The 26,398-nt window shown below is 60.1% G+C and carries 21 protein-coding genes; 17 read left to right on the forward strand and 4 right to left on the reverse strand.

The annotated features are described in order from the left end of the window. Positions 1–4: 4 nt before the first annotated feature. Positions 5–226 (reverse strand): DNA-directed RNA polymerase subunit omega, encoded by a 222-nt coding sequence (rpoZ, locus tag H586_RS0115820; RefSeq protein ID WP_011366396.1) that lies wholly within the window; start codon positions 224–226, stop codon positions 5–7. Positions 227–259: 33 nt separating this feature from the next. Next, positions 260–1,672, reverse strand: a complete 1,413-nt coding sequence (locus H586_RS0115825; protein ID WP_011366395.1) for a DUF4340 domain-containing protein — start codon at positions 1,670–1,672, stop codon at positions 260–262. Positions 1,673–2,052: 380 nt separating this feature from the next. On the opposite strand from H586_RS0115825, the gene H586_RS0115830 reads away from it, so the two are divergent. The 4 genes from H586_RS0115830 to fumC all read left to right on the forward strand — a co-directional run bounded on the left by H586_RS0115830 (position 2,053) and on the right by fumC (position 6,283). Then, positions 2,053–2,805 carry a tRNA lysidine(34) synthetase gene (locus tag H586_RS0115830; RefSeq protein WP_027182515.1) on the forward strand — a complete coding sequence of 251 codons (753 nt, stop codon included), beginning with the start codon at positions 2,053–2,055 and terminating at the stop codon, positions 2,803–2,805. 63 nt (positions 2,806–2,868) lie between these two features. Next, positions 2,869–3,771 (forward strand): M23 family metallopeptidase, encoded by a 903-nt coding sequence (locus H586_RS0115835; RefSeq protein WP_011366393.1) that lies wholly within the window; start codon positions 2,869–2,871, stop codon positions 3,769–3,771. Positions 3,772–3,924: 153 nt separating this feature from the next. Further along, positions 3,925–4,752 (forward strand): substrate-binding periplasmic protein, encoded by an 828-nt coding sequence (locus H586_RS19595; protein WP_027182516.1) that lies wholly within the window; start codon positions 3,925–3,927, stop codon positions 4,750–4,752. 130 nt (positions 4,753–4,882) lie between these two features. Then, complete coding sequence (gene fumC / locus H586_RS0115845) at positions 4,883–6,283, forward strand: class II fumarate hydratase (protein WP_027182517.1); 1,401 nt, start codon at positions 4,883–4,885, stop codon at positions 6,281–6,283. A gap of 12 nt (positions 6,284–6,295) precedes the next feature. Here fumC and H586_RS0115850 read toward each other — a convergent pair whose 3' ends face one another. Continuing rightward, positions 6,296–7,981 (reverse strand): ATP-binding response regulator, encoded by a 1,686-nt coding sequence (locus tag H586_RS0115850; RefSeq protein WP_027182518.1) that lies wholly within the window; start codon positions 7,979–7,981, stop codon positions 6,296–6,298. 277 nt (positions 7,982–8,258) lie between these two features. Here H586_RS0115850 and H586_RS0115855 point away from each other — a divergent pair, with 277 nt between their 5' ends. Beyond that, positions 8,259–8,810 carry an acetate uptake transporter gene (locus tag H586_RS0115855; RefSeq protein WP_027182519.1) on the forward strand — a complete coding sequence of 184 codons (552 nt, stop codon included), beginning with the start codon at positions 8,259–8,261 and terminating at the stop codon, positions 8,808–8,810. A 53-nt stretch (positions 8,811–8,863) separates the two neighbouring features. Here the strand turns inward: H586_RS0115855 and H586_RS0115860 are convergent, their stop codons facing one another. Next, complete coding sequence (locus H586_RS0115860) at positions 8,864–10,480, reverse strand: SDR family oxidoreductase (protein WP_051364071.1); 1,617 nt, start codon at positions 10,478–10,480, stop codon at positions 8,864–8,866. A 293-nt stretch (positions 10,481–10,773) separates the two neighbouring features. Between H586_RS0115860 and H586_RS19600 the strand changes: the two genes are divergently transcribed. From H586_RS19600 to H586_RS0115935, 12 genes are all read left to right on the forward strand, one after another. After that, complete coding sequence (locus tag H586_RS19600; RefSeq protein ID WP_011366387.1) at positions 10,774–11,283, forward strand: RrF2 family transcriptional regulator; 510 nt, start codon at positions 10,774–10,776, stop codon at positions 11,281–11,283. 245 nt (positions 11,284–11,528) lie between these two features. Further along, the gene (locus H586_RS0115870; RefSeq protein WP_027182521.1) at positions 11,529–12,344 is read left to right on the forward strand and encodes an ABC transporter substrate-binding protein; all 816 of its coding nucleotides are present in this window, start codon (positions 11,529–11,531) and stop codon (positions 12,342–12,344) included. A gap of 154 nt (positions 12,345–12,498) precedes the next feature. Beyond that, complete coding sequence (locus H586_RS0115875; protein WP_011366385.1) at positions 12,499–13,197, forward strand: ABC transporter permease; 699 nt, start codon at positions 12,499–12,501, stop codon at positions 13,195–13,197. Further along, positions 13,194–13,874, forward strand: coding sequence for an ABC transporter ATP-binding protein (locus H586_RS0115880; protein ID WP_027182522.1), 681 nt, complete (start codon positions 13,194–13,196; stop codon positions 13,872–13,874). The genes H586_RS0115875 and H586_RS0115880 overlap by 4 nt, the downstream gene beginning before the upstream one ends. Positions 13,875–14,111: 237 nt before the next feature. Continuing rightward, a complete protein-coding gene (locus H586_RS0115890; protein WP_011366383.1) occupies positions 14,112–15,377 on the forward strand; it encodes a molybdopterin molybdotransferase MoeA in 1,266 nt (421 codons plus the stop codon). Further along, the gene (locus H586_RS0115895; protein WP_011366382.1) at positions 15,377–16,156 is read left to right on the forward strand and encodes a TIGR00282 family metallophosphoesterase; all 780 of its coding nucleotides are present in this window, start codon (positions 15,377–15,379) and stop codon (positions 16,154–16,156) included. Before H586_RS0115890 ends, H586_RS0115895 begins: the two co-directional genes overlap by 1 nt. Before the next feature lie 105 nt (positions 16,157–16,261). After that, positions 16,262–17,455: a tyrosine--tRNA ligase gene (gene tyrS, locus H586_RS0115905; protein WP_027182524.1), complete on the forward strand. Its 1,194-nt coding sequence runs from the start codon at positions 16,262–16,264 to the stop codon at positions 17,453–17,455. A gap of 282 nt (positions 17,456–17,737) precedes the next feature. Further along, entirely contained in the window at positions 17,738–19,207 is a 1,470-nt protein-coding gene (locus H586_RS0115910) for a carbon starvation CstA family protein (RefSeq protein WP_011366380.1), read from the forward strand. A 276-nt stretch (positions 19,208–19,483) separates the two neighbouring features. Beyond that, a complete protein-coding gene (locus H586_RS0115920; RefSeq protein WP_027182525.1) occupies positions 19,484–23,269 on the forward strand; it encodes a DUF748 domain-containing protein in 3,786 nt (1,261 codons plus the stop codon). A gap of 436 nt (positions 23,270–23,705) precedes the next feature. Further along, a complete protein-coding gene (locus H586_RS19605) occupies positions 23,706–24,305 on the forward strand; it encodes an RrF2 family transcriptional regulator (RefSeq protein WP_011366378.1) in 600 nt (199 codons plus the stop codon). A 164-nt stretch (positions 24,306–24,469) separates the two neighbouring features. Next, positions 24,470–25,711, forward strand: a complete 1,242-nt coding sequence (gene sqr, locus H586_RS0115930) for a type III sulfide quinone reductase, selenoprotein subtype (protein WP_011366377.1) — start codon at positions 24,470–24,472, stop codon at positions 25,709–25,711. A 15-nt stretch (positions 25,712–25,726) separates the two neighbouring features. Further along, positions 25,727–26,395 carry a DUF1641 domain-containing protein gene (locus H586_RS0115935; protein WP_011366376.1) on the forward strand — a complete coding sequence of 223 codons (669 nt, stop codon included), beginning with the start codon at positions 25,727–25,729 and terminating at the stop codon, positions 26,393–26,395. The last annotated feature ends 3 nt before the right edge of the window (positions 26,396–26,398 follow it).

Genomic DNA, 26,398 nt, shown 5'->3' on the forward strand with positions numbered 1-26,398 from the left:
TGCTTTATTCGGCTCTGTTTTCCGCCGCGGCGGCGGACAGCTCGTCTTCAGGCACAACCTTGGCGGCTGCGATTTCGCGCAGGGCGGTCACGATTTCCTTGTTTTTAGAGGGAACCAGAGGCTCGTATCCCTCGCGGAACTGCTTCACGCGCTTGATAGCCATCTGTACAAGCAGAAAGCGGTTGCTTACGCGCTCCATGCAATCTTCTACGGTAATGCGTGCCATGTTAGACTCCTTGACGATATTGAATGCGGGCGGTCACTGCCCGTTTGCCTGTTCTGTGGCATTGGCGGCGGCAGAGGACGGTGCGGACGGAGGCTCTGTCTGCGGCATGACCGGATCCGGTGCCGGAGCGGGCACCCTGCTCAGCATGTCATCCACAAGACGCGTACCCACCGTAAACCACGGTCCCGTGTCGTCCACCCTGACCCGGCAAAACCCCGCGGGCAGCGCCGGATCTTTATAAAAATACAAGGCAAGCGCCGCTGCGCCGCCCTCTCCGTACAGTTCCCACACAAGCCAGGGCACGGCCTGTTCCGGAGGCGTGTCCTGCGGCGGAAACTCGTACTGCAGCGACCCAAGTCCGTAGGTGATGACATCCAGCCCCAGCACGGTGCCGCCGGTTACCAGATCACGCCATCCCTGTTCCTTGCGCCCCAGCAGAAAGGTGGTTTCCACACCGTCTCTGCGCAGGGTTATCTTCTGCCCTTCCACCCCGTTCAGCGGACGTGAAAGCACAGGGCGCTCGCTCATATCAAAGGCAGAGCGCGAAAGCTTGTCAACGCGGTCATCTTCCAGCAGCACAAAACCGGGCTGCCGGCTGGCCTGACACAAAAAAGAAGAACCGCCGTTGCCGGTATGATAAATGAGCACCTCTTCCGGCCGGGCTGCTCCCTGCCGCCACACACTGATGCGCAGCTGCGGGGGCGGCAGATCCTCCGGTGCAGTTTCCGTAAGACCGGAAGCCCTCATCCCCGTCAGCACATGCAGATAAAAATCGACAGCCTGCGAAGACACCTGCGCGTCTGTACCGGCCAGCTGCCCCGAAAAGGCAAATCCCGAAGCCGTACGGGCAACCTCCCACGCACCAATGCCGGGGCCTTCCACTGCCAGCCGGACAACCTGCGCGGCAGAAACACCCACAAGCCCCATATCACAGTACGATGCGGCCTCCGCCGAAAGCATGTCGCGGTACACGCTGTCCAGCAGGTACATGTCGTCGCCTTCCTGCGTGGCGCGGGCATACACGGTATGCTTGCGCCAGCCTTCGGCTCCCACATGAATGCTCCACTGCCTGCGCCCGTAAAACGTAAGACCGGTCAGATTTTTGTCCAGCCCGTAGGCTGCGGCTGCAGAAGGCTCGAACGCGCCCAGATGCTGCACGGGGCGGTTCTGCCGCACCGTGTCCACCAGCCGGTTCACGCGGGCGGAATCGGCAAGACACATCATACCTGTCTGCGGGTCCTGCACCACCCAGCGGCCGTCGCCGGATATCAGATCAAACGGCGTACCGCCGGAAATCATGGAAATGCGCGCAAGGGAGGAGACCGCAGGCACAGGCCAGGCGGAATCGGAAAACACCATCACGCGGCGCGTCCACCAGTAGCCCCCCGCGGCGACGAGTAAGGCAAGCCCCGTAACGGCCATCGTTACCAACAGGCGTCTGCTCATGAGTGCACTTGTATCTATAAAAATAAAAAGGCATACCGCGAAGCGGGCGGCCGGTTTTCCGGTAATGCTGTGCCGCAGCGCCGTGTCGCGCGTCCTGCCGGTATTGTTGTATTCTGCGTGGTTCGTCCTTACGGCACGCAACACGCCAAGCTGCACAGCTTACCCGCAGCGCTTGTCGCTGTCAATACCTGACACAGCATATCATAAACGGGCAGGCGCTTCCACCCTGCGCTCAAAATGTGTCCGCATGTGCAACCGTCACCTTTTCCGGCCGCAGCGGCACTGCACAAACTTGCATCGCACGGCGGAAGCAGGTATCTCACCCCGCGCCGGTCCACGGCACACTCTGCCGTCAGCGGCACACAGCGGGGAATCCATACATGGGTAAAGAACAGCTCAACTACGCACAGAAACAATGCATCGCCAGCGCGGGCAAGCTCATGCAGACCACCGGCATGCTGTACCCCGGCGCCCGGGTCGGGGTGGCGGTATCAGGCGGCATGGACAGCTGGGTGCTGCTGCAGGTGCTGCTGTACAGACAGCGCATTGTCCCTTTTCACTTTGAAATAATGGCCCTGCATGTCAATCCCGGCTTTGACCCGCAAAGCCATGCCCCGCTGCTGGAATGGCTGCACCGCAACGGCGTGGCCGGCCATGTGGAGCTGACGGACCACGGCCCGCGCGCCCATTCTCCGGAAAACAGACGCAACTCGCCGTGCTTTTATTGCGCCATGCTGCGCCGCAAGCACCTTTTTGACCTGTGCGGCAGGTACAACCTGACGCATCTGGCCTTCGGCCATAATGCCGACGATCTTGTGGCCACATTTTATATGAATCTGTACGAAGGCGGACGGGTGGAAGGCATGGGCATGTGCGAAGACTTTTTCGGCGGCAGGCTTAAAGTCATCCGGCCGCTGATGCTGGTGGAAAAATCTGTCATCCATCGTGCGGTGCGCGCATGGGAACTGCCGCTGTGGACAAACCCCTGTCCTTCGGCTTTCAACTCGCGCCGCAGCGAGGTCATGGATGAATTTAAAGCCATGTGTAAAAACAACAAAACAATGAAAAGTAATGTTTTCAATGGGTTGATACGCTGGCAGCTTGACTTGACACGTAAAGCGCAATCAAAGTAACTAGTATCGTTGATCCGCCTGTCCTGTTCCGGCGGCACGAACTGACACCATAACCCCCCGGCTATGCTTTTTAACAAATACCACATTGTCATCTTCAAAGGCGATCAGGGCTGCTGCAGCAAACTACGGCTGCGCGGGTGGCTGCTGTGCGCCCTGTTGCTTGTCATGGCCGGTCTTGTGGGCAGCAATATCTACTTTGCCAAATACTACTCGCAGTATCACACCCTGCGGGACAAGCTGGCATCGTCTGAAAAGCTGGTGGACGAACAGAATGTGCAGATTCTCAGCATGGCGGGCAAGCTGAAGAGCATCCGCGACGACCTGCAGCGCATCCGGCAGTTCGACTCCAAACTGCGCATCATGATCAACATGGACAGAGAGCCTGCGGAAACCTCTTCCGTCGGCGGTGCCCGCACAGACGATTTTTCCAGCGACTACCTGCCCATTCACCGGCAGGAACTGCTGGCCCGCAAAATGCACAGCTTTCTCAAGCAGCTTAACACCGAAGTACGGCTTGAAGAAGTCAAACAGCAGGAACTGCTGAACGCCCTTAACGAAAACCGCGAACTGCTGGCCGCCACGCCTTCCATCTGGCCCACCGAAGGCTGGATAACCTCTCCCTTCGGCCCGCGGCGGTCTCCCTTTACGGGACGCAAGGACTTTCACAAGGGACTGGATATTTCCAACCGTCCCGGCACCCCCATATACGCTCCGGCCAACGGCGAAGTTCTGTTCACCGGAACAGATGGCGCCTACGGCCGTACCGTGCTCGTCCGGCACAGCGCCGGCATTGTCACCCGCTATGCCCACCTGCGCAGCTCTGCAGTTAAAAAAGGGCAGAAAGTGGCCCGGGGCGAGCTCATCGCCTACATGGGCAATACCGGCCGCAGCACCGGTCCGCACCTGCACTACGAGGTACGCCTGAACGGTGTGTGCGTCGATCCCATGCGCTACATCCTCAACTAGACTTCCCGACTTCAAGCCCTGCCCTGCAGGGCTTTTTTCTGCATCCGCCGTGCAGACCGGCGATGTTTATAACATCCGCAACCTGTGCGCCTCAGTGCGCCTGTGTTATGGTCTGTCTGTCATGCGCAGTCGCGCACGGCAGGAAGGTGCCTTATGAAACGGCCCGTCGGCCTCTTTGTCAGCAGTATCTCAGCGGTGCTCATCATATTCCTTTGTGCGCCGGTCAGCGCCGATGACCGGCAGGAGCTTGCTCCGCTGCTGTTCGCAACGCAGGAATTTCCGCCCTATGCCTATACCGAACACGGCAGACCTGCGGGAACGGTGGTAAAAGCAGTGCTGGCCGCCTGCGCAGAAGCGGGATTCCCCTGTTCGGTAGCCGTCTATCCGTGGGGCCGCGCCCAGAGCAAAGTCAGAAACGGGCAGGCTGACGGACTTTTTCCTGTCGTACGCACCCGCAGCAGGGACCGCTGGCTCAGGTTCAGTGTGCCCGTCAGCACCGTGGAATACGGTTTTTTCGTACACGAAAATGATCCCGTCCAGCTGGTGTCTGCAGCGGACATGGCAGGATACAGAGTAAGCGTTTACGGTCCTTCCAACACATCACAGACGCTTGAAGCGCTGAACCGCAACCGCATGTTCACCATAGACAGACAACCTGCCAGCCTGACCGGCTTCCTCAAACTGGAGAAAGGCCGCGTCGATGCCGTATTTTCAAACAAAGCCGTGGGGGAAACGCTCATATCCCTGCATAACCTGCGCGGACTGCGCTATGCCGGAACAGCAGCCACGACTTACTACTATGTGGGTTTTTCCAGAAAAACCATACGGGATCCGGTGCTGAAGCGCTTCAACGAGGCGCTGCGGAGCCTGCCCGCACATTACGGACTGCCCGTGCCTGACCCGCTCCGGCAGGACGGAGACGATGCACAGCCTGCTTCCGCCGGAGCAGAGGAGCAGGCCGGCAACGCTGCCGGCGAGTGAAAGAAGTGCATCCGCAGGGGGGCACGCGGCCCTTCTGCATAGACACCATGACATGCCGCACGTACCATGTGCAGACGCACCGCCGCAAAAATATTCCCCGCCGCACCAATGTCACCATGAAGGAGAAGCCATGCCCCCAGCCACCCGTACGGAACATGACAGCATGGGCGCAGTGGAAGTGCCCGCCGACCGCTACTGGGGCGCGCAGACGCAGCGCTCGCTCAAATATTTCGCCATCGGGCAGGACACCATGCCCGAAGAAATCATCCGCGCTTTCGGGCTGCTGAAAAAGGCTGCCGCCATTGCCAACCGTGATCTGGGCAGACTGGACCCGGAACTGTGCGGTTTCATATGCGCCGCAGCGGATGAAGTAGCCGACGGAAAACTTTCCGGTCACTTTCCGCTCAAAGTCTGGCAGACGGGCAGCGGCACGCAGACCAACATGAATGTGAACGAGGTCATCGCCAACCGGGCCATTGAGCTGAGCGGAGGCATTCCCGGTTCCAAATCTCCCGTGCACCCCAATGATCATGTGAACATGTCACAATCATCCAACGACACCTTTCCGGCGGCCATGCACATAGCCGCAGCCACAGCCCTTTCCCGCGAACTGGTGCCTGCGGTGCGCACGCTGCGCAACGCGCTGGCACAAAAAAGCCACGACTGGCAGTCGGTGGTCAAGCTGGGCCGCACACATCTGCAGGATGCCGTGCCCATGACGCTGGGGCAGGAATTTTCCGGATACACAGCTCTTCTTGATGACGGACTGGAAAGAATAGAAGCGGTGATGCCCCACCTGCTGCGGCTGGCGCTGGGCGGCACGGCAGTGGGAACGGGGCTTAACGCTCCGCGTGGTTTTGCGGGCATGGCTGCCGCGGGTGTTGCGCGCTTCACGGGTCTGCCTTTTGTACCGGCACCCAATTTTTTTGCCGTGCTTTCAGCCCACGATGCCGTGTGCATGGCCAGCGGAGCGCTGCGCACCCTTGCCGGTTCACTGATGAAAATAGCCAACGACATCCGCTGGCTGGCATCGGGGCCGCGTTGCGGCATCGGCGAACTCAGACTGCCCGCCAACGAACCCGGATCGTCCATCATGCCCGGCAAGGTCAACCCCACGCAGTGCGAAGCTCTGACCATGGTGGCCGTGCAGGTGATGGGGCTGGACGCCGCCACCGGCATAGCCGGTTCGCAGGGCAATTTCGAGCTGAACGTCTTCAAGCCGCTGATGATTTTCAATCTGCTGACATCCGTGCGCCTGCTGACAGACGGCTGCCGTTCATTCACCGCCCATGCAGTGGAAGGCATGCAGCCTGACATGCAGCGTATCAGCGACCATCTGGGCAGGTCGCTCATGCTTGTGACTGCGTTGTCGCCCGTCATCGGCTACGACAATGCCGCCAGAGCGGCGCACCACGCACATGCGCGGGGCACAACGCTCAAAGAGGCCTGTCTGGAACTGGAACTTATTTCGGCAGAAGAATTTGACGCTGCCGTGGACCCCATGGTCATGGCCGTTCCCCACGGCGCATGACTGCCTGCGGCTTCAACAGGCCTGCTGCTGTGCCCCCGCGCCACGGCCGGCTGTGTACGGCAGCAGTATGCGGAAGCAGGCTCCGCCCGATTCCGGAGAAATCATATGAAACTCTCCACCGTGGCGGTCCACCACGATATGAAAGGAAACTGAGAGGCCCAGTCCGGTACCTTTGCCCGGCGGCTTGGTGGTAAAAAACGGATCAAACACCCGTTTTGAGATGTCTTCGGGGATTCCCGGCCCGTTGTCTTCCACTTCTATGCACACGCCCGTCTCCAGAGCAGCCGTGCGGATGCACAGCCGCGGGGTTCTGTTCTGCATGACTTCGGGAGTCATGGCCTGCGCGGCGTTGTGAAACAGGTTCAGCAGCACCTGTTCAATTTCCTGCGCAGCGCAGGGAATCTGCGGCAGCGACGACGCGAAACAGCGCTCCACCTGCACATTGCGGAAATCCCATGCGTCGTGCAGATCATAACTTTTTTCGGCCAGTTCCAGCGCGGCAGCAATAAGCCGGTGCACGTCTGCGGGCTGTTTTTCACCGCTCTGGCGGCTGAAATCCAGCATATCACGCACAATGACGGCGGCACGGCGTCCGGCATGTTCTATGCCGTCCAAAAAATACAGAATCCTGCGCTGTTCCATGTAACGTCCCAGAGCGGCCAGCGTAAGACCCGTTTCGTGCGCGGCCCGCACGTTGGCGGGCAGAGCGCCGTCCAGTCTGCGGCGCACGGTATCCACCCCCTGCAGCACTGCCCCCAGTGGATTGTTCAGTTCATGCGCCATACCTGCGGCCATGCTGCCCAGCGAGAGCATTTTTTCGCTCTGCACCATCAGGTTTTCCATACGGTCACGCACCGAAACATCGTCCAGCCGCACAACCGCACCCCCTGCCTGCGGCACGGGGTGGATATGCAGGTCCCGCACGATGGTTGTGCCCTGCGGCAGAGTCACCCGTTCGCGCAGGCGCGTGTAGGTTTCGCCGTCCTGCATGACGCGGTGCAGCAGAGCAGCATCTACGGACAGCTGCTCAAGCGGCTGCGTAAAGTCACGGCCGGTCACTTCGCCCTCGGGCAGACCGGAAAGCCGTTCCGCCGCAGGATTCCACAAGATGATGTGCCCCCCGGCGCTTATCCCCACAATGGCCGAAGGCAGCGCCCCCATGAGGGCCTGCAGGCGGTTGCGGCTGCGGGCCAGCTCCAGCCGCTGGTCTCTGTTCTCGCACAGCCGCTGATGACTGCGCAGAGCGGAAAACACGGCAGTCTTGAGCCGCTGCGACGTCAGTCCGCTTTTGTCGCGGTAATCATCTATGTCGTAATCCATCATGATGCGCTCTTCCGGCGCCTGTCCCGGATGCCCGGTGCAGAGCACTATTCTTGTCTCCGCAAGGGCCGGAAGATCACGGATGCAGCGCACAAGCTCCAGTCCGGCGTTATCGGTCTCCATCACCACATCAAGAAGAACCAGAGCATAGGTGTTCCGGCGGAGCTTCTCTTCCGCACCGGCCGCACTGCCGGCATGATCAAGCCGTATGCTGCGCTCGTCAAACACCAGATGCTGCAGCACCATGCGGGTCACCGCATGGACAGCCTCGTCGTCATCCACCACAAGGATATCCCATGCACCGCCGGCGGACTGCCGCGGTGCCTCATGTGCGTCATCGGGGGCAAAAAGGATGATTTCATCTTGTAGCTGGCTCATGACCACCTGCACGGCGCACCCGCTGAAACGGTGCTGCCGGTTTCAGATTACAGACCTTGCCACAGTATCCTCCGCGCGGGTCAACGTCGAGTATAACTGTTATAACCGCGTGCCTGTGCCAGAATGTGACACAGGCCTGCCGCCGCCGCATATGCAGCGGCACCTGCCAAAAAGCGAGCGGGCACGTCAGTACCCTTTGCCAATACGGCAAACTCCATATATAGCCCGCTGACTGAGCAAACAGCCTCAGACACCACATCACCAAGGAGTCATCACAATGGAGCACAAGCTTGCCAATCCGGCCCCTCTCGGGCTTATGGGGTTCGGAATGACAACAATTCTGCTGAACATCCACAATGCAGGATTTTTCCCCATCGGTTCCATGATTCTGGCCATGGGCTTTTTCTACGGGGGCATAGCCCAGATCATCGCGGGCATCATGGAATTTAAAAAAGGCAATACCTTCGGGCTTACTGCCTTCACTTCCTACGGACTTTTCTGGCTCACGCTGGTGGTACTCATCGTACTGCCCAAAACAGGGCTTGCCGAACCGGCACCCCACGCCTTCATGGGCTGGTATCTTTTCCTGTGGGGAGTCTTCACGCTGTTCATGTACCTCGGCACGCGTGAAGGTTCGCCGGTGCTGCGCTTTGTATTCCTTTCGCTGACGGTGCTGTTCATGCTGCTTGCCGTGCGCGACTGGACCGGCAGTGAAACCATAGGCACCATTGCCGGTTTTGAGGGCATCATCTGCGGCGCAAGCGCCTTTTATCTGGCCATGGCCGAAGTGCTGCACGAAGTACGCGGCCGCAAGATTCTTCCTTACTAAAACAACACAGCGGCCGGTCCGTGTGCATACGGACCGGCCGCTGCCGTACTTTTTCAGCGGGCGCTTCCGCCGTCCGTCGGCAGCCTGCACGCCGCGGGGTCTTCCGGCGGCAGTTTACGCACCGGCGCGCTTCCGTCGGCTCCGGCCTTGCGACCCAGCGCACGCAGCATTCCTTTGAACACCAGCCCGTGCAGCGGGTACACCAGATACCAGTAAGCCAGTCCCCACAGACCGCGCGGTAAAAACCATGCACGCATCCGCAGCTCTGTCTGCGCGCCAACGGGCACCACACGGATTTCAAGCATGGCTTCGCCGGGGACTTTCATTTCGGCCAGCAGCAGCAGATGCTCCGCATGCCGTACGGAAAGAACCCGCCAGAAATCCAGCGCATCCCCCACACGCAGATCCACGGGATGCCGGCGGCCCCTGCGCGCGCCCACACCGCCCGCCAGCTTGTCCAGCAGCCCGCGCAGCCGCCACAGCCAGTCATCGTAATACCAGCCGGTTTCGCCCCCTATACGGCGCACCGGCTCCCACACGGCTTCCGGCGAAGCGGCAACACGCATGGAATAACCGTCCTGCAGCACGGTGCCTCCGGCATAGGGGGCATCGCCTTCCGCCAGCCATTCGGGGCGGGTGATGGCTCCGGCGTCGGTCCAGCAGGTGGCCACGGCATGCTGGCGTACCTTGTCCAGAGCCATACTTATGGCCGTACGGCAGTCAGTAAGCTGCAGCGGAATGACATCACGGATGGAATTTTCGGCGCAGACCACCCTGTTGCGCAACCCCTCAACCAGCGGCGCAGCCAGTGCGCGCGGAACCGGCGTGACCACATTGAGCCAGTGTGCGCTCAGTGCGGGTGAAAGAAACGGCACGGGAATAATCACCCGCCGCCGCAGCCCCGCCACATCGGCATACAGAGCGAATAATTCCGTATAGCTGAGGATGTCCGGCCCGCCGATATCATATGTACGCCCCGTGGTTTCGGGATGCTCAAGGCACCCTGCCAGATAGGCAAGCACGTCGGACACAGCTATGGGCTGAGTCTGCGTGCGCACCCAGCGGGGAGTGATCATCACGGGCAGTCTGTCGGCAAGATAGCGCAGAATCTCAAACGAGGCACTGCCGGAACCCAGAATCTGGGCGGCGCGCAGAGTTGTCACAGGCACCCTGCCCAGCGCGAGAATACGGGCAACTTCCGCCCGCGAACGCAGATGCGCACTGAGTTGCGGATCATCCGGCACCAGCCCGCTCAGATAGATTATACGCCGCAAACCGGACCCGCCGTCCGCCGCGGTTGCTTCCGCGGCACTGGCGTTGGCGGCCTCCACCATGGCACAGGCGGCCTGCCTGTCCGCCCCCTCGAACCCCCTGCCCCCCGGCGACATGGAATGCACCAGATAGTACGCTGCCTCGCAGCCGCGCATGGCCTGCAGCAGCGAACCCGCATCCCGTGCATCAGCCTCGGTTATGCTGCACGCCGGATGTGCCGCCCACGGGCGGCAGCGCAGCTTTTCCGCGGAACGCCCGGCGGCACGCACATGCCATCCTTTTTCCAGCAGCAGGGGAACAAGGCGCCCCCCCACATAGCCCGACGCCCCCAGCACAAGCACTGTTCCCGGACCATGTGCGGCCGCACGTCCTGCAGATGCTGTCTCACTGTTATCCATGACGGCTCCTTGTTGCTGTTATGTGTTCCGGCCGTATCACGCTGCCCCAGCATACACCACATCGCACGCCGCCGACAGCGGGCATGATGCATTATCGCGGCATTATGCCGCCGCCCGCATGAAAAACTCTTTCCGGCTTCATGCTGACAAGCCGCCGGATACGGCTTACACTCCCGGTAAACGGTGCCCGACCGGACGCAAGTCGGGCTTTGTTGACGTGCCGCGCACCCGGCGGGTATCCGTCGCGTTCAGGCGCCTTACTCCATTATTTTCCAACATCCCATTTTGCAGATATGAAGCTTTCAGCCCGCACCCGCTATGCAGCCAGACTGCTGCTGGATCTGGCCCAGCACGCCACGGACGCACCCCGTACCGCGTCTGCTCTTTCCGAACAGACAGGGGTTTCCGTTCAATTCATCGAACAGATCATCAAACCGCTCAAAAAAGCAAAACTTATCAACAGCGTCCGGGGGGCTGCAGGCGGGCATATGCTTAGCCGCGCGCCCTCTGAAATAACACTGGCCCAGATAGTCGATGTGATGGAAGGCGGCATACGCCTGACAGACTGCTGTACCGACAACGAGCTGTGTACACGCACGCCCACCTGCAAAACGCGGGTGGCGTGGCTGCGCATTTCCGAGGTTCTTGAACGCGAGCTAAACTCCATCACTCTGGAAGACCTCATGTCCGGCGAACACCTGTTCAATATCTGCGGTTCTGACGAAGGGCTGGATGTCCGGCTGGAAGACCTGCCCGAACAGGAAGAATCGGAAGACTGCGGCGTTTGCGGCGGCGGCATCTGACCCTGCGGCACCATCAGCGCCCCCCCAAAAAAGCTCAGGCCGCCCGTAGAGGGCGGCTTTTTTCATGCGCTGCCGCACAGCGCCCGACACGTCGCGAAGGGGTATTTTTCTGCTGTGCCGGAGCAGAAGCAAGAGTTCTCCTATGGACATGGCGGTAGGTATTCAGGTAATAATTTCCGCATTGTGTTTTATTTAGCTGATTGCGTACCGGAACTGACGCAAACAAACCATGACGGAGGAAAGCGATGCGGAAGCTGTTACTTGTTCTGGCTCTTGTGATGAGCCTGACCGGCGTTGCGTACGCCGAAGCACCGGTTCTTATGATGGCCACCACCACCAGCACCGACAACACCGGTCTGCTGGATGACCTTGCCCCCCAGTTTACCAAAGACACCGGCATTGAACTGCGCTGGACAGCTGTGGGCACGGGCAAAGCCCTGAAAATGGGTGAAAACTGCGACGTGGACATTCTGCTGGTACACGCCCCCGCAGCGGAAAAAGCCTTTGTTGATGCCGGTTTCGGCACTGCACGCACCCAGCTTATGTACAATGATTTTGTCATCATCGGCCCCGCCGCCGACCCCGCAGGGGTCAAAGGCATGACCGTGGCCGCGGCTCTGGGCAAGATAGCCGCGGATAATGCCGTATTTGTAAGCCGCGGCGACAACTCGGGCACCCATAAGATGGAAAAAAGCCTGTGGAAGCAGATCGAAGGCCCGTCCCCTGAAAAAGAAGCATGGTATGTGCAGACCGGACAGGGCATGCTGCGCACCATCAACGTGGCTGCCGAAAAAGGCGGGTACACCATGACCGACCGCGGCACCTACATCAAATACGAAGCCTCCATGGACGGCAACCCGCCGCTGAAGATTCTGGTGGAAGGCGACAAAATTCTCTTCAACCAGTACAGCGCCATTCCGGTCAACCCCGCCCATTGCCCCAAGGTGAAAAAAGACCTTGCAGACAAGTTCGTCAACTGGATGGCCAGCCCCGCCACCCAGAAAACCATCGGTGACTTCAAGCTGATGGGCAAGGCGCTGTTCACCCCCAACGCCGAATAATATCCAGCGGCCCGATTTATGCCGGACAACCGTCCGGCCACCGGCAGAGGGGCGACCCGTTCGCCCCTCTGTCATTACAGGTCAGTATACGTCAGTACAGGCCGCCGGCAGCGTATTTTCTCCGGCTGGCACCCAAATCCTACGGAAGCCACGCATGAGCTTTATTCTGGACGGAATGACACAGGCATTCGGCCTGCTGATGGACGGCAATCCCGAAACATGGTCAGCCGTCTACGCCACAGTGGCGGTAACCACCATGTCTGTGGCGGCCAGCGTTATTCTGGGCGCGCCGCTGGGTTTTCTGCTGGGATACTGTTCATTCCCGGGCAAGCGGGCGCTGCGCATGCTTGCGGACACACTGCTTTCTTTTCCCACCGTGGTCATAGGGCTTATCGTCTATGCCCTGCTGTCCAGCAGAGGACCGCTGGGCGGGGCGGGGCTGCTGTTCACCCTGCCGGGGGTGGCCATAGGTCAGACCCTGCTGGGACTGCCCATGGTCATAGCGCTGACCGCCAATGCCGTGGAATACGCCGACACCCGCCTGCGTGACACGCTGCTCACGCTCGGGGCTTCGGGCGGACAGGTGCTGCGGGCCATGCTGTGGGAAGTGCGTTATCATCTGCTGCTTGCCGCTGTGGCCGCTTACGGACGCATTGTGTCCGAGGTGGGCATATCCATGATGGTGGGCGGCAACATAAAGTGGCACACCCGCACCATAACCACGGCCATTGCGCTGGAAACAGGCAAAGGCGAGTTCGCCATGGGCATTGCACTGGGCGTGGTGCTGATGGTCATAGCCTTTCTGGTCAACCTTTCTCTTTCCGGTCTTAAACGCAGGGCGGTGATACGATGAACCCGGCTGACCATGACACGGCGCCGCTGTACAGTCTGCGCAACGTGACCCAGCAGTACACGGGCAACGACGGCGCGCGGCATACGGCGCTGGATATTGCCGGACTGGACATAGCGCAGGGAGAAATACTGGGCGTGGCCGGTGCCAACGGCAGCGGCAAGTCCACGCTTATGCGGCTGCTGGCTTTTCTGGAGCCTCCGGCCTCCGGCTCTCTTTTTTTTGACGGAAGCGACGCGTGCGCCGCGGGCACGGCCGTACGGCGGCAGGTAACCCTGCTGACACAGGAACCCTATCTGCTGCACCGCAGCGTGGCCGCAAACATTGCATACGGCCTGCGAGCCCGCGGTGAAGACGCCTCGCACAGCCGCCTTGCAGAAGCACTGCAAAGGGTACGGCTCGACCCTGATGATTTTCTGCGGCGTCCATGGTTCCGGCTTTCCGGCGGCGAGGCACAGCGCGTGGCCCTTGCGGCACGGCTGGTCCTGCGCCCCCGTGTGCTTCTGCTGGACGAACCCACCGCCTCGCTTGATGAAGACAGTTCTACAGCGGTGCGCCACGCGGTGCTGACCGAACGCAGAGAACGCGGCACCACGCTGGTTATCGTATCGCATGACCACGGCTGGCTGCGCGATGTCACCGACCGCATTATCCGCATCAGCAAAGGCCGCATGGAATAACCCCGCCCGGCAACTGCTCCGGCCGCACCCTGCGCATACCGCAGGTGCAGTTCTTACCCGCGCTGCGCGCCTCCTGCGGGCTGCCGCTTTCGTCCTTGTGCACCGGCCGCATGACGGCTATGCTTCCCGTTCTCCATGTCTGCCGTCTGTTTTTTTGTACAGCGTCACCTGTGTGCCCTGCGGGTATACCGGCAGCCCGCGGCATGGAAAATCCTCCCAAGCCATGCGAGTGAAACTATGAAAACAGGTTTTTTCAACGTGCTGGATGTGCAGAGCTTTATAGACCGCCTGCGCGGATTCGACCATCTGCCCGCGCTGCAGACCCCGCTTGACGAAGCCCACGGCTGCGTGCTGGCCGCGCCTGTGGTTTCGCCCGAAGACCTGCCGGCGGCAGACCGTTCGTGCATGGACGGCTATGCCGTGCGCGCCGCGGACCTTTTCGGCACCACCGAAGGCAACCCCGCCTACCTTGAATGTACGGGCACCGTCAGCATCGAACGCCCCGCAGATTTCAGCATAGCCGCCGGAGAATGCGCTGCCATAGTCACCGGCGCGCTGCTGCCCCGGGGAGCCGATGCCGTGGTGATGGTGGAGCACACGCAGGAAATGGGCGCGGGCACCGTTGAAATACGCAAATCCGTGGCGCCGCACGAACACGTCATGCTGCGGGGCGAAGATGCCGTGCAGGGGCAACCGGCGCTGACCGCCGGTACGCTGCTGCGCGCGCAGGAAATAGGCCTGCTCGCCGCGCTGGGAGTGCAGACGGTGCATGTGCACCGCCGGCCGCGCGTGGGCATTTTTTCCACCGGAGACGAAGTTATTCCGGCCCATGCCACGCCGCGCCCCGGACAGGTGCGCGATGTGAACAGCCACGCGCTGCAGGCCATGGCCCGTGCCGCAGGAGCCGCCGTAACCTGTTACGGCATTGTGCCGGACGACGAAAAGGCACTGACCGCCATGCTGGCGCGCACCACGGCGGAAAACGACATGGTCCTTCTTTCCGGCGGCAGTTCTGTGGGCACCCGCGACCTGACCATGGCCGCCCTTGATTCGCTGGACGGAGCCGCTGTCATCAACCACGGCGTTGCCATAAGCCCCGGCAAGCCGCTCATACTGGCCTCTGCAGACGGCAAAGGTCAGCGCTGCGCCGTCTGGGGGCTGCCCGGGCAGGTCACCTCGGCGCAGGTTGTCATGTTTGTACTGGGCATCCCTTTTGTTCACTGGCTGGCGGGCAGACGCACGCCGTTTGACCAGTCGGCATGGGCTTCGCGGCGGGCGGTGCTGGCGCGCAACATTGCTTCCAGACAGGGGCGCGAAGACTACATCCGCGTACGGCTGCATGCAGAAGAGGACGGGCGGGTCACGGCCACTCCGGTCACAGGCAAGTCCGGACTGCTGCGCACCATGCTGCAGGCACACGGTGTCGTGCGCATACCGGCACACAGCGAAGGGCTGGACAGCGGTACGCAAGTGGATGTGCTGCTTTTCGGAGGCGGATACTGATGCGTATACTCATGCTGGGCGACGTGGTGGGCAAGCCGGGCAGACTGGCCCTGCGCGAACATCTGCCGCCGCTGATCAGCCGGTGCGGTGCAGACTTCACCGTGGTCAACGGAGAAAACGCCTCCGGCGGCATCGGCCTTACCGGCGAAGGTTTTTCGGCACTTGCCGCGGCCGGTGCCGATGTGGTCACATCGGGCAACCACATATGGAAACACAAAGAAATTTATGCAGTGCTGGGCCGTGAGGAGCGCCTCATACGTCCCGCCAACTATCCTGCAGGCGCTCCGGGCAACGGGCTGACCGTCCGGCAGAGCGCGGACGGGCACAAAATAGCCGTCATCAACCTGCTGGGCAGAACATTCATGGAAGCTGTGGACTGCCCTTTTCAGTGCGCAGAGACGCTGCTGGCATCGCTGCCCGGCGATGTCGTCATACGCCTGCTGGACTTTCACGCCGAGGCCACCAGTGAAAAAAAAGCCATGGGCTGGTATCTGGACGGCCGCATAACCGTGCTGGGCGGCACGCATACCCATGTGCAGACCAACGACGCACAGATTCTGCCGCAGGGCACCGCATATATGACCGACCTTGGCATGTGCGGCGTGGAAAGCTCTGTTCTGGGTATGGATCATGCCTGCATTGTGGAAAAAATGGTCACCAGGCTGCCCCGCCGGTTTGTACCGGCCAAGGGCCGCGGCGGTCTGAACGGACTGCTGACGGAACTGGACCCCGCCACAGGCAAAGCCGTGCAGGTTGAAATTATACGCATTGAACCGTAAAAGCGTGCTGATGCGGGGCAGGTGCGCGGCAGACGGCGTCTTTGACATCAGTGCCGTTCTCTGCAACACCAGCCCGATCAAATACAACTACATGGAAGTGTGACAATGGACATGGATCAACAACTCAAGACGATTCTGCGCGGCAGTGCGGAGTTCATCGATGAAGAAGAACTGAAAAAGAAGCTTGCCAAAGGCAGACCGCTGCGCGTCAAAGCCGGATTCGACCCCACCGCGCCCGACCTGCATCTGGGACACACCGTCCTTATTCACAAGCTGCGTCATTTTCAGGAGCTGGGCCACACGGTCATCTTTCTCATCGGCGACTTCACCGGCATGATCGGCGACCCTTCGGGCCGTTCCGAAACCCGCCCGCCGCTCACCCGCGAACAGGTTCTGCAGAACGCCGAGACCTATAAAAAACAGGTCTTCAAAATTCTGGATCCTGAAAAAACCGAGGTGCGGTTCAACTCCGAATGGATGGACAAATTCGGCGCAGCCGATTTCATCCGTCTTGCTTCGCGATATACCGTTGCCCGCATGCTGGAACGCGACGACTTTGAAAAGCGCTATCGCAGCAACATGACCATTTCCATCCATGAATTTCTGTATCCCCTCGTGCAGGGCTATGACTCCGTGGCGCTTGAAGCCGATGTGGAACTGGGCGGCACCGACCAGAAATTCAACCTGCTGGTGGGCAGACATCTGCAGAGCCAGGAAGGTCAGGAACCGCAGTGCGTGCTCACTGTGCCCATCCTCGAAGGGCTTGACAGCGTCAAAAAGATGTCAAAGTCGCTGGGCAACTATGTGGGCATAGATGAACCGCCCGCCGACATGTTCGGCAAGCTCATGTCCGTTTCCGACGAGCTGATGTGGCGCTATTACGAACTTATCACCACCAAAACGCTGGACGAAATTGCCGAGCTGCAGCGCAGGGTGGAAAGCGGCGAGCTGCATCCCAAAACAGCCAAGGAAGAGCTGGCCGAACACATCACCGCGCAGTACCACGGCAGCGATAAAGCCGCCGAAGCGCGTCAGGGCTTCAATGCCGTGTTTGCGCAGGGCTGTGTGCCCGACGACATGCCCGAGTTCTCGTGTTCCTGCGGCGAAGACAGCACTCCGCCGGCGTTTCTGGCCGATTCCGGGCTTGCCGGTTCACGCGGCGAGGCAAAACGCCTCATCAAACAGGGAGCCCTTTCGCTGGACGGCGAAAAACTGGACGACCCCAACACGCCCCTGACTGCCGGCGAGTATGTCGTGCGGCTGGGTAAAAAACGTTTCCTCAGACTTATTGTGCGCTGAGCAGCCTTTACCGGCAGCATATGACACAAAAAACGGAGCATCCGCCCATGGCGGATGCTCTTTTTTTATGCACCGATGCAACTGACACCCCCTGACCGGCAATTCATCCCCTGCAAGTGCAATTCGTGCCTGCACGTTTGCAGCGCTCCGGAATAAGAGTATAACTTTCTACAATCAGACCATCGGGCACCGGACGGCTGGCCTGCCGCTGCAGCCCGTTTTCTGGCGGAGGAGGGATGCGCCCCGCGCATCGAACCGGAGTTTTGAAAAAGGAGTGGAGTCATGCTGTACTTTTTTCTGGCTGTTGCAGCACTGCTGGTCGGCTACGCCGTATACAGCAAGGTAGTGGAACGCGCCTTCGGCGCGGATGAATGCCGGGCCACACCGGCCTGCACCATGGAAGACGGTGTGGACTATGTGAAGATGGATCCCAAAAAAATCTGGCTGATCCAGCTTCTGAACATTGCCGGTCTGGGTCCCATCTTCGGCCCCATTCTGGGTGCGCTGTACGGTCCCGCGGCCCTGCTGTGGATTGTCATCGGATCTATTTTTGCGGGTGCTGTGCACGACTACTTCGCAGGCATGATGTCGGTGCGCTACAGCGGCAAATCCATCCCCGACGCCGTCGGCTACAACCTTGGTTCTTTCGCCAAGCACTTCATGAACGTGTTCGCCGTCATTCTGCTGCTGCTTGTGGGCGTCGTGTTTGTTCTCGGTCCGGCAAAGCTGCTGGCAGTCAAGCTGGGCTTTGGCCTTGAAGGCGACGGCGCCGTGGCCACCGCCACCATGATCTGGACGGGCATCATTTTCTGTTACTACTTTATCGCCACCGTACTGCCCGTGGATAAAATCATCGGCCGGTTGTACCCCCTGTTCGCCGTGGTGCTGCTTATCATGGCGTTCGGCCTGACCATCATGCTCATCGCCAAGGGATACGAATTCTATCCGCAGGGTCTCACGCTTGAAAACCTGCATCCCAAAAACCTGCCCATGTGGCCGCTGATGTTCATCACCATCGCCTGCGGTGCCATTTCCGGCTTCCATGCCACGCAGTCTCCGCTGATGGCCCGCTGCGTGCCCGATGAAAAATGCGGACGCCCCATATTCTACGGCGCCATGATCGGCGAAGGCATCATCGCCCTTATCTGGGCAACTCTGGGCATGAGCTTTTTCCACACCCCCGGAGAACTGCAGGCCGTGCTGGATAACGGCGGCCCCGCAGCCGTGGTGGATACTGTATCCATGACCCTTATGGGGCCCATAGGCGGCTTCCTTGCCATCATCGGCGTGGTGGTTCTGCCCATCACTTCCGGTGACACGGCTTTCCGTTCCGCCCGTCTCATCATTGCCGACTTCATCAAGCTGCCTCAGAAGGCACCGGTCAAGCGTCTGTTCATTGCCGTGCCGCTGTTCGCAGTCGGCTACGCCATCACGCTCACGCCGTTTGCAGTCATCTGGCGCTACTTCGGCTTTTCCAACCAGCTGCTGGCCACCATCGTGCTGTGGGCGGGCGCCATGTATCTTGTCCGCCACGGCAAGGCACACTGGATGGCATCCATCCCCGCCACATTCATGACGGCAGTATGCGCAACCTACCTTGCCTACGCCAAAATCGGCTTCGGCCTTTCCATGGATATCGCACAGGTTTTCGGCATTGCCGTGGCTGTGCTGTGCGCCGGTTTCTTCCTGGTGAAGATCCGCAGCGTGCCCGTGGAGCCCGACGCCGCCGACGGTCCCGGCCGCATTGGCTGATCCGTCACAGCACTCAGAGCCCCCGCCGCAGCGGGGGCTTTTTTATGCGGCGCCGCATGCCGGTCCGACCACAGGCCCTGCCGGTCACCCCGCGCAATTCCCTGCAGCCCTTGGGCGCCACGGCGCAACCTTTGCCGCAGCACACAAGGGCAACGCGCAGCCTTCCGCCGCCCCGTTCCGTCAGCATCTCTTTTCGGGAAAAGCAGATACGCTTCTGGAAAAGAGCATCTGCTTGCGCTATGGTGCGGGCATCACGTCATATGACCGGAGGCTCCCATGAATCTGTCACAACGCTGGAACACCCTGCCGCGCAAAGCAAAACTTGCCATACTCTGGCTGGCCGGACTGCTTGCCGTCTGGACAGCCGGCGGTTTTTTTCTGGTACCGCACATCGCGCGTGACGCTGTGGAAAGCAACCTGTCGCAGGCTCTGGGACGCAACTGTTCCGTGGGCGGCATGTCGTTCAACCCGTTCACGCTTTCCGTCGAGCTGCGCGATACCGCCGTGCTGCGCAAAGACGGCTCCGGTCCGTTCATCTCCTTCCGCTCCGTCAGGGCGGCACCGGATATCACCACCATATTCTACCGGGCGCCGGTCATCCGCTATATATCCATCGACCGGCTGGCGGTGTCTCTCGAATTCATGGGCAAGGGGCAATACAACTTCTCCGACCTTATGCCTCCTTCCGCCGAAGCCCGGCCGGAAGACAGCGGGCAGGACGACGCGGTATTTCCTTTTGCCGTACGCAATTTCATGCTGACAAACAGCTCCATCGTCTTCCGTGACACGCCCCACGGCATCACCCACACCGTGACGGACCTCAATCTGCAGGTACCGTTCACCTCCAGTCTGGCCGGAGACAGGGACGCTCCCGTGGAACCGCGTATGAACGCCACCGTCAACGGCAATGCCGTCGACTTCGAGGGGCGCATAGTTCCTTTCGGCAACAAACTGCGCACCGACTTCATCTTTGCCGCAGACAACATCGAACTGAAGGATTACTGGCAGTATATTCCCGCCGGAATTCCGCTGGAACTCGCCAGCGGACGGCTTTCAACCGCTGTCAATTTCTCTTTCGCCGAACAGGCTTCGGGTTCGCTGCTGCATATCAGCGGCAACGGCACACTGGCCGATGTGGCTTTGTACGACGGCAAAAAGAAAGTCCTTGGTTTTGATGCATTCTCATACGACATCGGCAGGTTTTCCCTGTTTGAACAGCTGCTGCACGTCCGCAGCGCCGTACTGACAAAACCTTTTGCGGACATCACGCGCAGCGCGTCGGGGCAGCTGAACTGGCAACGCTATGCGGCGGCGCTGCTCACTCCTCCTGCTGCCGCGCAGGAAAACATGGCGCCGGTGCAACGTTCAGCAGCTGCCGCAAACGCCACCGTGCCGAAAAACACAGACGGACAGACCGCAAAGCAGGCAGACGGCTTCGGCTTCAGCATACAGCTTGATGCGGCATCGGTTACCGGCGGTTCGGTGGCCCTGCATGACAACATGGTCGAAGGCGGCTTCAACCACACCTTCGGCCCGTTGGACATAACACTGAACAATCTGAGCACAACCGGCGGTAAAGGCTCTGTGAGCATCTCTATGCAGGGAGCCGGAACCGCCGCGCTGAAAGGCACTCTGGGACTGAACCCCCTGAGCGGCGAGATACAGGCATCTCTGAACAACACCGACCTGCGCCTGTTCACCCCGTATATACATCAGGCACAGCCCCTGCTGCTGGACAGCGGCAGGCTGAGTGCCCGTGCCCGCGCTTCATTCAGCGCGGGGGCAACCCTGAACGCCACCGTGCAGGATGCGGGGATTACCCTTTCTGCACTGGAACTGCGCAAACAGGGCAATAAAACACCGAGCATCCGCATACCCGAACTGACCGTTTCCGGCGTGCAGATACGTCCGGACAGCCGTCAGGCACAGGTGGCGGATATCACGCTGCGCGACGGCTTTGTCCGCATGGTGCGGGAAAAAAGCGGCAGTATGGACCTGCAACGGCTGTTTACAGAACACAGCACGGCCGGAACGGCAGAGGACACCGCCCCGCAGGAAAGCGACGGCAGTCCGTGGTCGTTCACCGTGCAAAAGGCCGCACTGCAAAACAGCGAATGTGTGCTGCTGGATGAAACCCTGCCCCGCGCCGCACGGCTGACGGTCACCGGCATCAATCTGGATGTGACGGGTGCCGGCAGCGATGCCGCCGCGCCGGTGGAGTTCAGTTTTTCCGGCAACTGGCTGCCGCACGGCAGGCTTGCCGCAGAAGGTTCCCTGACCCGCGACCCGCTGCGTGCCGACGTACGCTCCTCCACCCGCAACATGTCGCTGGCGGCCTTTGATCCGTACCTTGCAGCCGTCACCGACATGGTGCTGGCCAAAGGCGGTGTGGACAGCGACCTGCGCGTTTCCGTGCGGGGCAACGGCATGCAGGGCATCCGTGCCGGCGGCAGCGTGGCAGTAAGAGATGTACTGGTACGCGACGCCATGCACAAAGACGGCATCGCATCGCTGGGCAGTCTGGCGGTCAACGGCATCGCCTTTGACGGCGCGGCCGAAACTCTTTCCGCAGAGACCGTGCGCCTTGAAAAGCCGAAACTGGATATCCTGCGGGAACAGGACGGCATGCTGAACCTGCAGCGGGTACTGCGTGCCGGGCCCGTGCAGGTCAACGCCACCGCCGTGGCAGACGCCACCGTTACCGCAGACGTAACCGGCATTCCGGAAGAAGAATCAGTGCTGCCGCAAACCGGTGCCGACGGTGATGTGCAGATGCGTGTGGCCGTCAATGCCACCATGCCCGGAGCACCGGCATCAGACAAAGACAGCGCATCCCCTGCCGGTCTGGAAAAGCACTTTTCAGACGTACGGCTGGGCGGCGCCCTCATCAGCGACGGCACGGTGCATTTCCGCGACGTCTCTGTTTCGCCGCCCTTTGAACTGACACTGGCCGGACTCAATGCCACCCTCTCGTCAGTTTCCCTTTCCGCGGCTTCACGCCCCGACCTGAGGGTCGACGGCAGGCTGAACGGTGTTCCGCTGACACTGCAGGGAGCGCTCAACCCGCTGGTTTCACCACCGTATTCCGATCTGGCCCTGCGCATAGCCAACCTCGACCTTGTGGCGTTTTCGCCGTACTCGCTGCAGGGCATCGCCTATCCCGTCAAACGGGGCAGGCTGGATGTCGAATCACGCTTTAAAACCGAGGACTGGCTGCTTACATCCGACACCCGGCTGCATGTGGCACGGCTGGCGCTGGGAGAAAAAGACAGACGCCCCGACGCCCCCAATTACCCTGTGGAGCTGGGTATAGCCCTGCTGCGCGGCCCCGGAGGCGACATCGACATTTCGCTGCCGGTCCGCGGCCGGCTGGACGACCCCAACTTCCGGGTGGGCGGCATAGTGCTGCAGGCCGTGGTGAATCTGGTCATGAAGGCCATGACATCGCCCTTTGCGCTTATAGGCGGACTCTTCGGCGGCGGAGAAGATCTGGACTTTGTGGCAATGTCTGCCGGAAGCACCTCACTGGATGCCGCGGCAGAGCAGAAAATATCATCCATCGCCACCGCACTGGCCGAAAGGCCGGGACTGGAGCTGGAAATACAGGGGCTGGCCGACGCCGTACGCGACAGACAGGCGCTGGAAAAAGCCGCCTTTGACCTGCGCATAAAAACCCGCAAATATCTGGATCTGCCGCGCAGCGAAAGGGCGGCGACGTCTCCCGCGGAAGTCATGGTGACCGCCGAGGAATATCCGGAATATCTGCGCTCCGCATACGAAGAAGAGCCTTCCGACGACCCTGAAGCCAAACCCACAGGGCTCTTCGGCATCGTAAAAGACCAGCCGGTTGAATTCATGGAGGCTTTTCTGCGCCGCAGCACCGCCGTAAGCGATGCAGACCTCGGCGCTTTTGCACTGGAACGGGCCAGAACCGTGCGTCAGGCCATCCTTGCCCTCCGTCCCGATGTGGCCGGCAGGCTGCTGCTGGTACAGCCTGATATCACCGGCAGACAGGGCGGAAAAGCCGCACAGAAACCCGGAGTTTCGCTGACCTTGCGCTAGCAGCATCCGGCTGACACAAAACACCGCAGACAGGCGGCCCCGATGGGCCGCCTGTTTTGTATGCATCCGGCGCGGTGCAATGCATGCGTCTGTCACAGGGTGAGCGACCGCCCGCGTAATCTCCTCCTGTTCCGGTATATATTCAAGCCGGCAACGCTATAGCAGCACTCTCACACCCCCTGCAAAGCAGATTGAACACCCACTCAAAAAAAGACTTTTTTTCACAAATATCAATACCCTGCAATTTACTGACATTTTTTTAATCTCCTCCCTTGACAGGGGGGATTCGATTGTCTTAATCAGACCAAACAAGTCTGGATTTTGGGGGTCTGCTTTTGCTTAATCCAGACTGTATTAATCTAGATAAATTAAATCCGCTTTACACAATCCACGCCGCCGTCCGCGATGCCGGCATGGATGGAACCGGGAGAGACACATGCGCATTTCTGCATCGTCACACTACGCATCGAGAATTCTCGTCATGCTTACACGCCATGCCGACGAAGCCCCCATTCCTGCAGCCGCTCTGGCAGATCGTTCCGGTATCTCCATCAAGTTTGTGGAAAAGCTCATCCGCCCGCTGAAGCAGGCCGGTCTGGTGGAAAGTGTCCGCGGCGCCACCGGCGGTCACATGCTGGCCATGCGCCCTGAACAGATCAGTCTGGGCGATGTGGTACGCGCCATGGAAGGCGGCATAGACCTGACACACTGCTGCGACGATCCGGAACGCTGCCGTTCCAAGGAATCGTGCCGTACCCGCCAGATGTGGTCAGGCGTCAGCCGCGCCCTTGAACGCACACTGGACGCCATAACCCTGCTGGACCTGCTGAACGACCCCGCCCCCGAATGCACCAGCCTGCCCGAACCGCCCCAGAAAAACAGCCGCCCCGCCAAAGCACAGCAGGCGGAATCCGGTCCGCATACCGGCCGCGAAAAGCTGCTTTCTTCCCGCGGGATGAACACCGGGCGCTGCTGCGACACGCTGCTTACCGCCAAGGGGCAATGCTCATGCAGCCACGGCTGCCCTGCCCCGTAGCGGAACAACCATAAGGAAACGCTCGCCCGCCTTTTCCGCCGGGCGTTCGACAACGCCCACGGATATCCGGGGGCCGGAAGGATACCCGCCGCTCCATTTTGCCACTGGAGGGGCGTAACAAGATTACACGCTTCCTGACTGGAAGCGCCATAAAGGAGAACGGCATGAAAAAGTTGCTCATTCTTGGTGCTGGTGCCGGCGGTACCATGATTGCCACCAAAATGAGGAAAAAGCTGTCGGAACGCGAGTGGGAAATCACTATCATCGACCGCGACCTCACCCATCATTATCAGGCGGGCTGGCTGTTTGTGCCCTTCAGCATATACAACCTGAAGGACTGCGAGCGCCCCAAAAAGTCGTTCATTCCCCGTGGCGTGGAATTTGTGCAGGACACCATCGTCAACGTGGATCCTGTTAAAAAAGTGGTTACCTGCGAAAACGGCAAGCACACCTATGACTGGATCATCGTATCCACCGGCTGCCGTATTGCGCCCGAAGAAGTCGACGGCCTCATGGACGACTGGCACGGCGACATCCACGATTTTTACACACCCAACGGCGCAGTGGCCCTTGAAAAAAAGCTCAAGCAGTTCAAAAAAGGGCGTCTGGTTCACCATATCTGCGAAAGCCCCATCAAGTGTCCGGTTGCACCGCTTGAATTCGTCTACATGGCCGACTGGTACTTCACCAAAATGGGCGTGCGCGACGATATCGAGATAGAGCTTGTCACTCCGCTGACAGGTGCCTTTACCAAGCCGGTGGGCGCCCGCATTCTGGGCGAACTGTGCGACAAGAAAAACATCAAGGTGACCACCAACTATGTGGTGGATAACGTGGATGCCGAGCGCAAGGTCATCGAATCCGTCATGGGTGACGAAATCAACTACGACCTGCTTGTCTCCATTCCGCCCAACTTCGGCCCCACCTATGTGGTGGACAGCGAAATCGGCAACGAAGTCGGCTTCCTGGAAACCGACAAGGGCACTCTGAAGTCCAAGCGCTGGGAAAATATGTATATCCTTGGTGACGGCACCAACGTGCCCACCTCCAAGGCCGGCTCGGTCGCACACTTCGAAGCGGACATCGTCGCCGAAAACCTGATGGCGGACCTCACCGGTTCCGGCCACTACCACCATTTTGACGGGCACTCCACCTGCTTCATCCTGACCGGCTACGAAAAAGCCTCGCTCATCGACTTCAGCTACGATGTGGAACCCCTGCCGGGCATGTTCCCCTTCCCGGGTGTGGGCCCCTGCGAACTGCTGGCCGAAAGCCACATCAACTACTGGGGCAAGCTCATGTTCAAGTGGGTGTACTTCAACCTGATGCTGAAGGGTCACGACCTGCCTCTGGAGCCCAACATGTACCTGCACGGCAAGGATATTTCCCTGCTGCGCAAGAAATAGGTCGGGGGGTAAGACATGACCAACGAAGAACGCATTCTCGAAAAGCTCGAACGTATGGAGGAGCGCCTTGACGAGCTGCAAGAGCGCGGCACCGCCATGCGCGAGCTTGTCGAAGACATGAATCCCATCATCAAGCACATGTTCCTGCTGAGCCTTGAAACCTGTCAGGACCTGCAGGGTGATGTGAATCTGCATGATATAAAAGAACTCGGTTTCCGCGGGCTCAAAAGCGTGCGCAACATCAACTACACGCTTGATCAGCTTGAAAACCTGATCGACCTGTGGCGCACCATCCATCCCGGCATTGCGCCCACATGGCCCCATGTCATCGCAGGACTGGGCCGGTGGGAACAGGAAGGCGTGTTCAAAAAAATGGGCGCGCTGAAAAACGCCGGCGGCAACATTCTGGCCGCCAACAGCCCGGAAGACTTTGAGCGCATGGGCGAATCGCTTGTGTATCTCACCCGTCTGCTGCAGCAGCTGGCCGACCCCAATGTCCAGCGTTTCCTTTCCAACGCAGTGGAAATGCTCGGCGCGCTGGATATGGAAAAAGCCAAGCCCTGCGGCGTATTCGGCGTGGTGGGAGCTCTGGGTTCCAAAGAAGCCAAAGAAGGCCTCGGCGTGGTTGTGGAACTGCTGCGCAACCTCGGCAAACTGAAAGGACAGACTCCGGCGGCTGCCTGATTC

It is taken from the genome of Oleidesulfovibrio alaskensis DSM 16109, from assembly GCF_000482745.1.
GTDB classification, from domain to species: Bacteria; Desulfobacterota; Desulfovibrionia; order Desulfovibrionales; family Desulfovibrionaceae; genus Oleidesulfovibrio; species Oleidesulfovibrio alaskensis.

Coding starts and splice junctions, on each gene's coding strand:
- sqr (WP_011366377.1), top strand. CDS start 24,470: ATGAAAAAGTTGCTCATTCTTGGTGCTGGTGCCGGCGGTACCATGATT.
- H586_RS0115935 (WP_011366376.1), top strand. CDS start 25,727: ATGACCAACGAAGAACGCATTCTCGAAAAGCTCGAACGTATGGAGGAG.
- H586_RS0115920 (WP_027182525.1), top strand. CDS start 19,484: ATGAATCTGTCACAACGCTGGAACACCCTGCCGCGCAAAGCAAAACTT.
- fumC (WP_027182517.1), top strand. CDS start 4,883: ATGCCCCCAGCCACCCGTACGGAACATGACAGCATGGGCGCAGTGGAA.
- rpoZ (WP_011366396.1), bottom strand. CDS start 226: ATGGCACGCATTACCGTAGAAGATTGCATGGAGCGCGTAAGCAACCGC.
- H586_RS0115830 (WP_027182515.1), top strand. CDS start 2,053: ATGGGTAAAGAACAGCTCAACTACGCACAGAAACAATGCATCGCCAGC.
- H586_RS0115875 (WP_011366385.1), top strand. CDS start 12,499: ATGAGCTTTATTCTGGACGGAATGACACAGGCATTCGGCCTGCTGATG.
- H586_RS0115895 (WP_011366382.1), top strand. CDS start 15,377: ATGCGTATACTCATGCTGGGCGACGTGGTGGGCAAGCCGGGCAGACTG.
- H586_RS0115850 (WP_027182518.1), bottom strand. CDS start 7,981: ATGAGCCAGCTACAAGATGAAATCATCCTTTTTGCCCCCGATGACGCA.
- H586_RS0115870 (WP_027182521.1), top strand. CDS start 11,529: ATGCGGAAGCTGTTACTTGTTCTGGCTCTTGTGATGAGCCTGACCGGC.
- H586_RS19595 (WP_027182516.1), top strand. CDS start 3,925: ATGAAACGGCCCGTCGGCCTCTTTGTCAGCAGTATCTCAGCGGTGCTC.
- H586_RS0115825 (WP_011366395.1), bottom strand. CDS start 1,672: ATGAGCAGACGCCTGTTGGTAACGATGGCCGTTACGGGGCTTGCCTTA.
- H586_RS0115880 (WP_027182522.1), top strand. CDS start 13,194: ATGAACCCGGCTGACCATGACACGGCGCCGCTGTACAGTCTGCGCAAC.
- H586_RS19600 (WP_011366387.1), top strand. CDS start 10,774: ATGAAGCTTTCAGCCCGCACCCGCTATGCAGCCAGACTGCTGCTGGAT.
- H586_RS0115835 (WP_011366393.1), top strand. CDS start 2,869: ATGCTTTTTAACAAATACCACATTGTCATCTTCAAAGGCGATCAGGGC.
- H586_RS0115855 (WP_027182519.1), top strand. CDS start 8,259: ATGGAGCACAAGCTTGCCAATCCGGCCCCTCTCGGGCTTATGGGGTTC.
- H586_RS0115890 (WP_011366383.1), top strand. CDS start 14,112: ATGAAAACAGGTTTTTTCAACGTGCTGGATGTGCAGAGCTTTATAGAC.
- H586_RS0115910 (WP_011366380.1), top strand. CDS start 17,738: ATGCTGTACTTTTTTCTGGCTGTTGCAGCACTGCTGGTCGGCTACGCC.
- tyrS (WP_027182524.1), top strand. CDS start 16,262: ATGGACATGGATCAACAACTCAAGACGATTCTGCGCGGCAGTGCGGAG.
- H586_RS19605 (WP_011366378.1), top strand. CDS start 23,706: ATGCGCATTTCTGCATCGTCACACTACGCATCGAGAATTCTCGTCATG.
- H586_RS0115860 (WP_051364071.1), bottom strand. CDS start 10,480: ATGGATAACAGTGAGACAGCATCTGCAGGACGTGCGGCCGCACATGGT.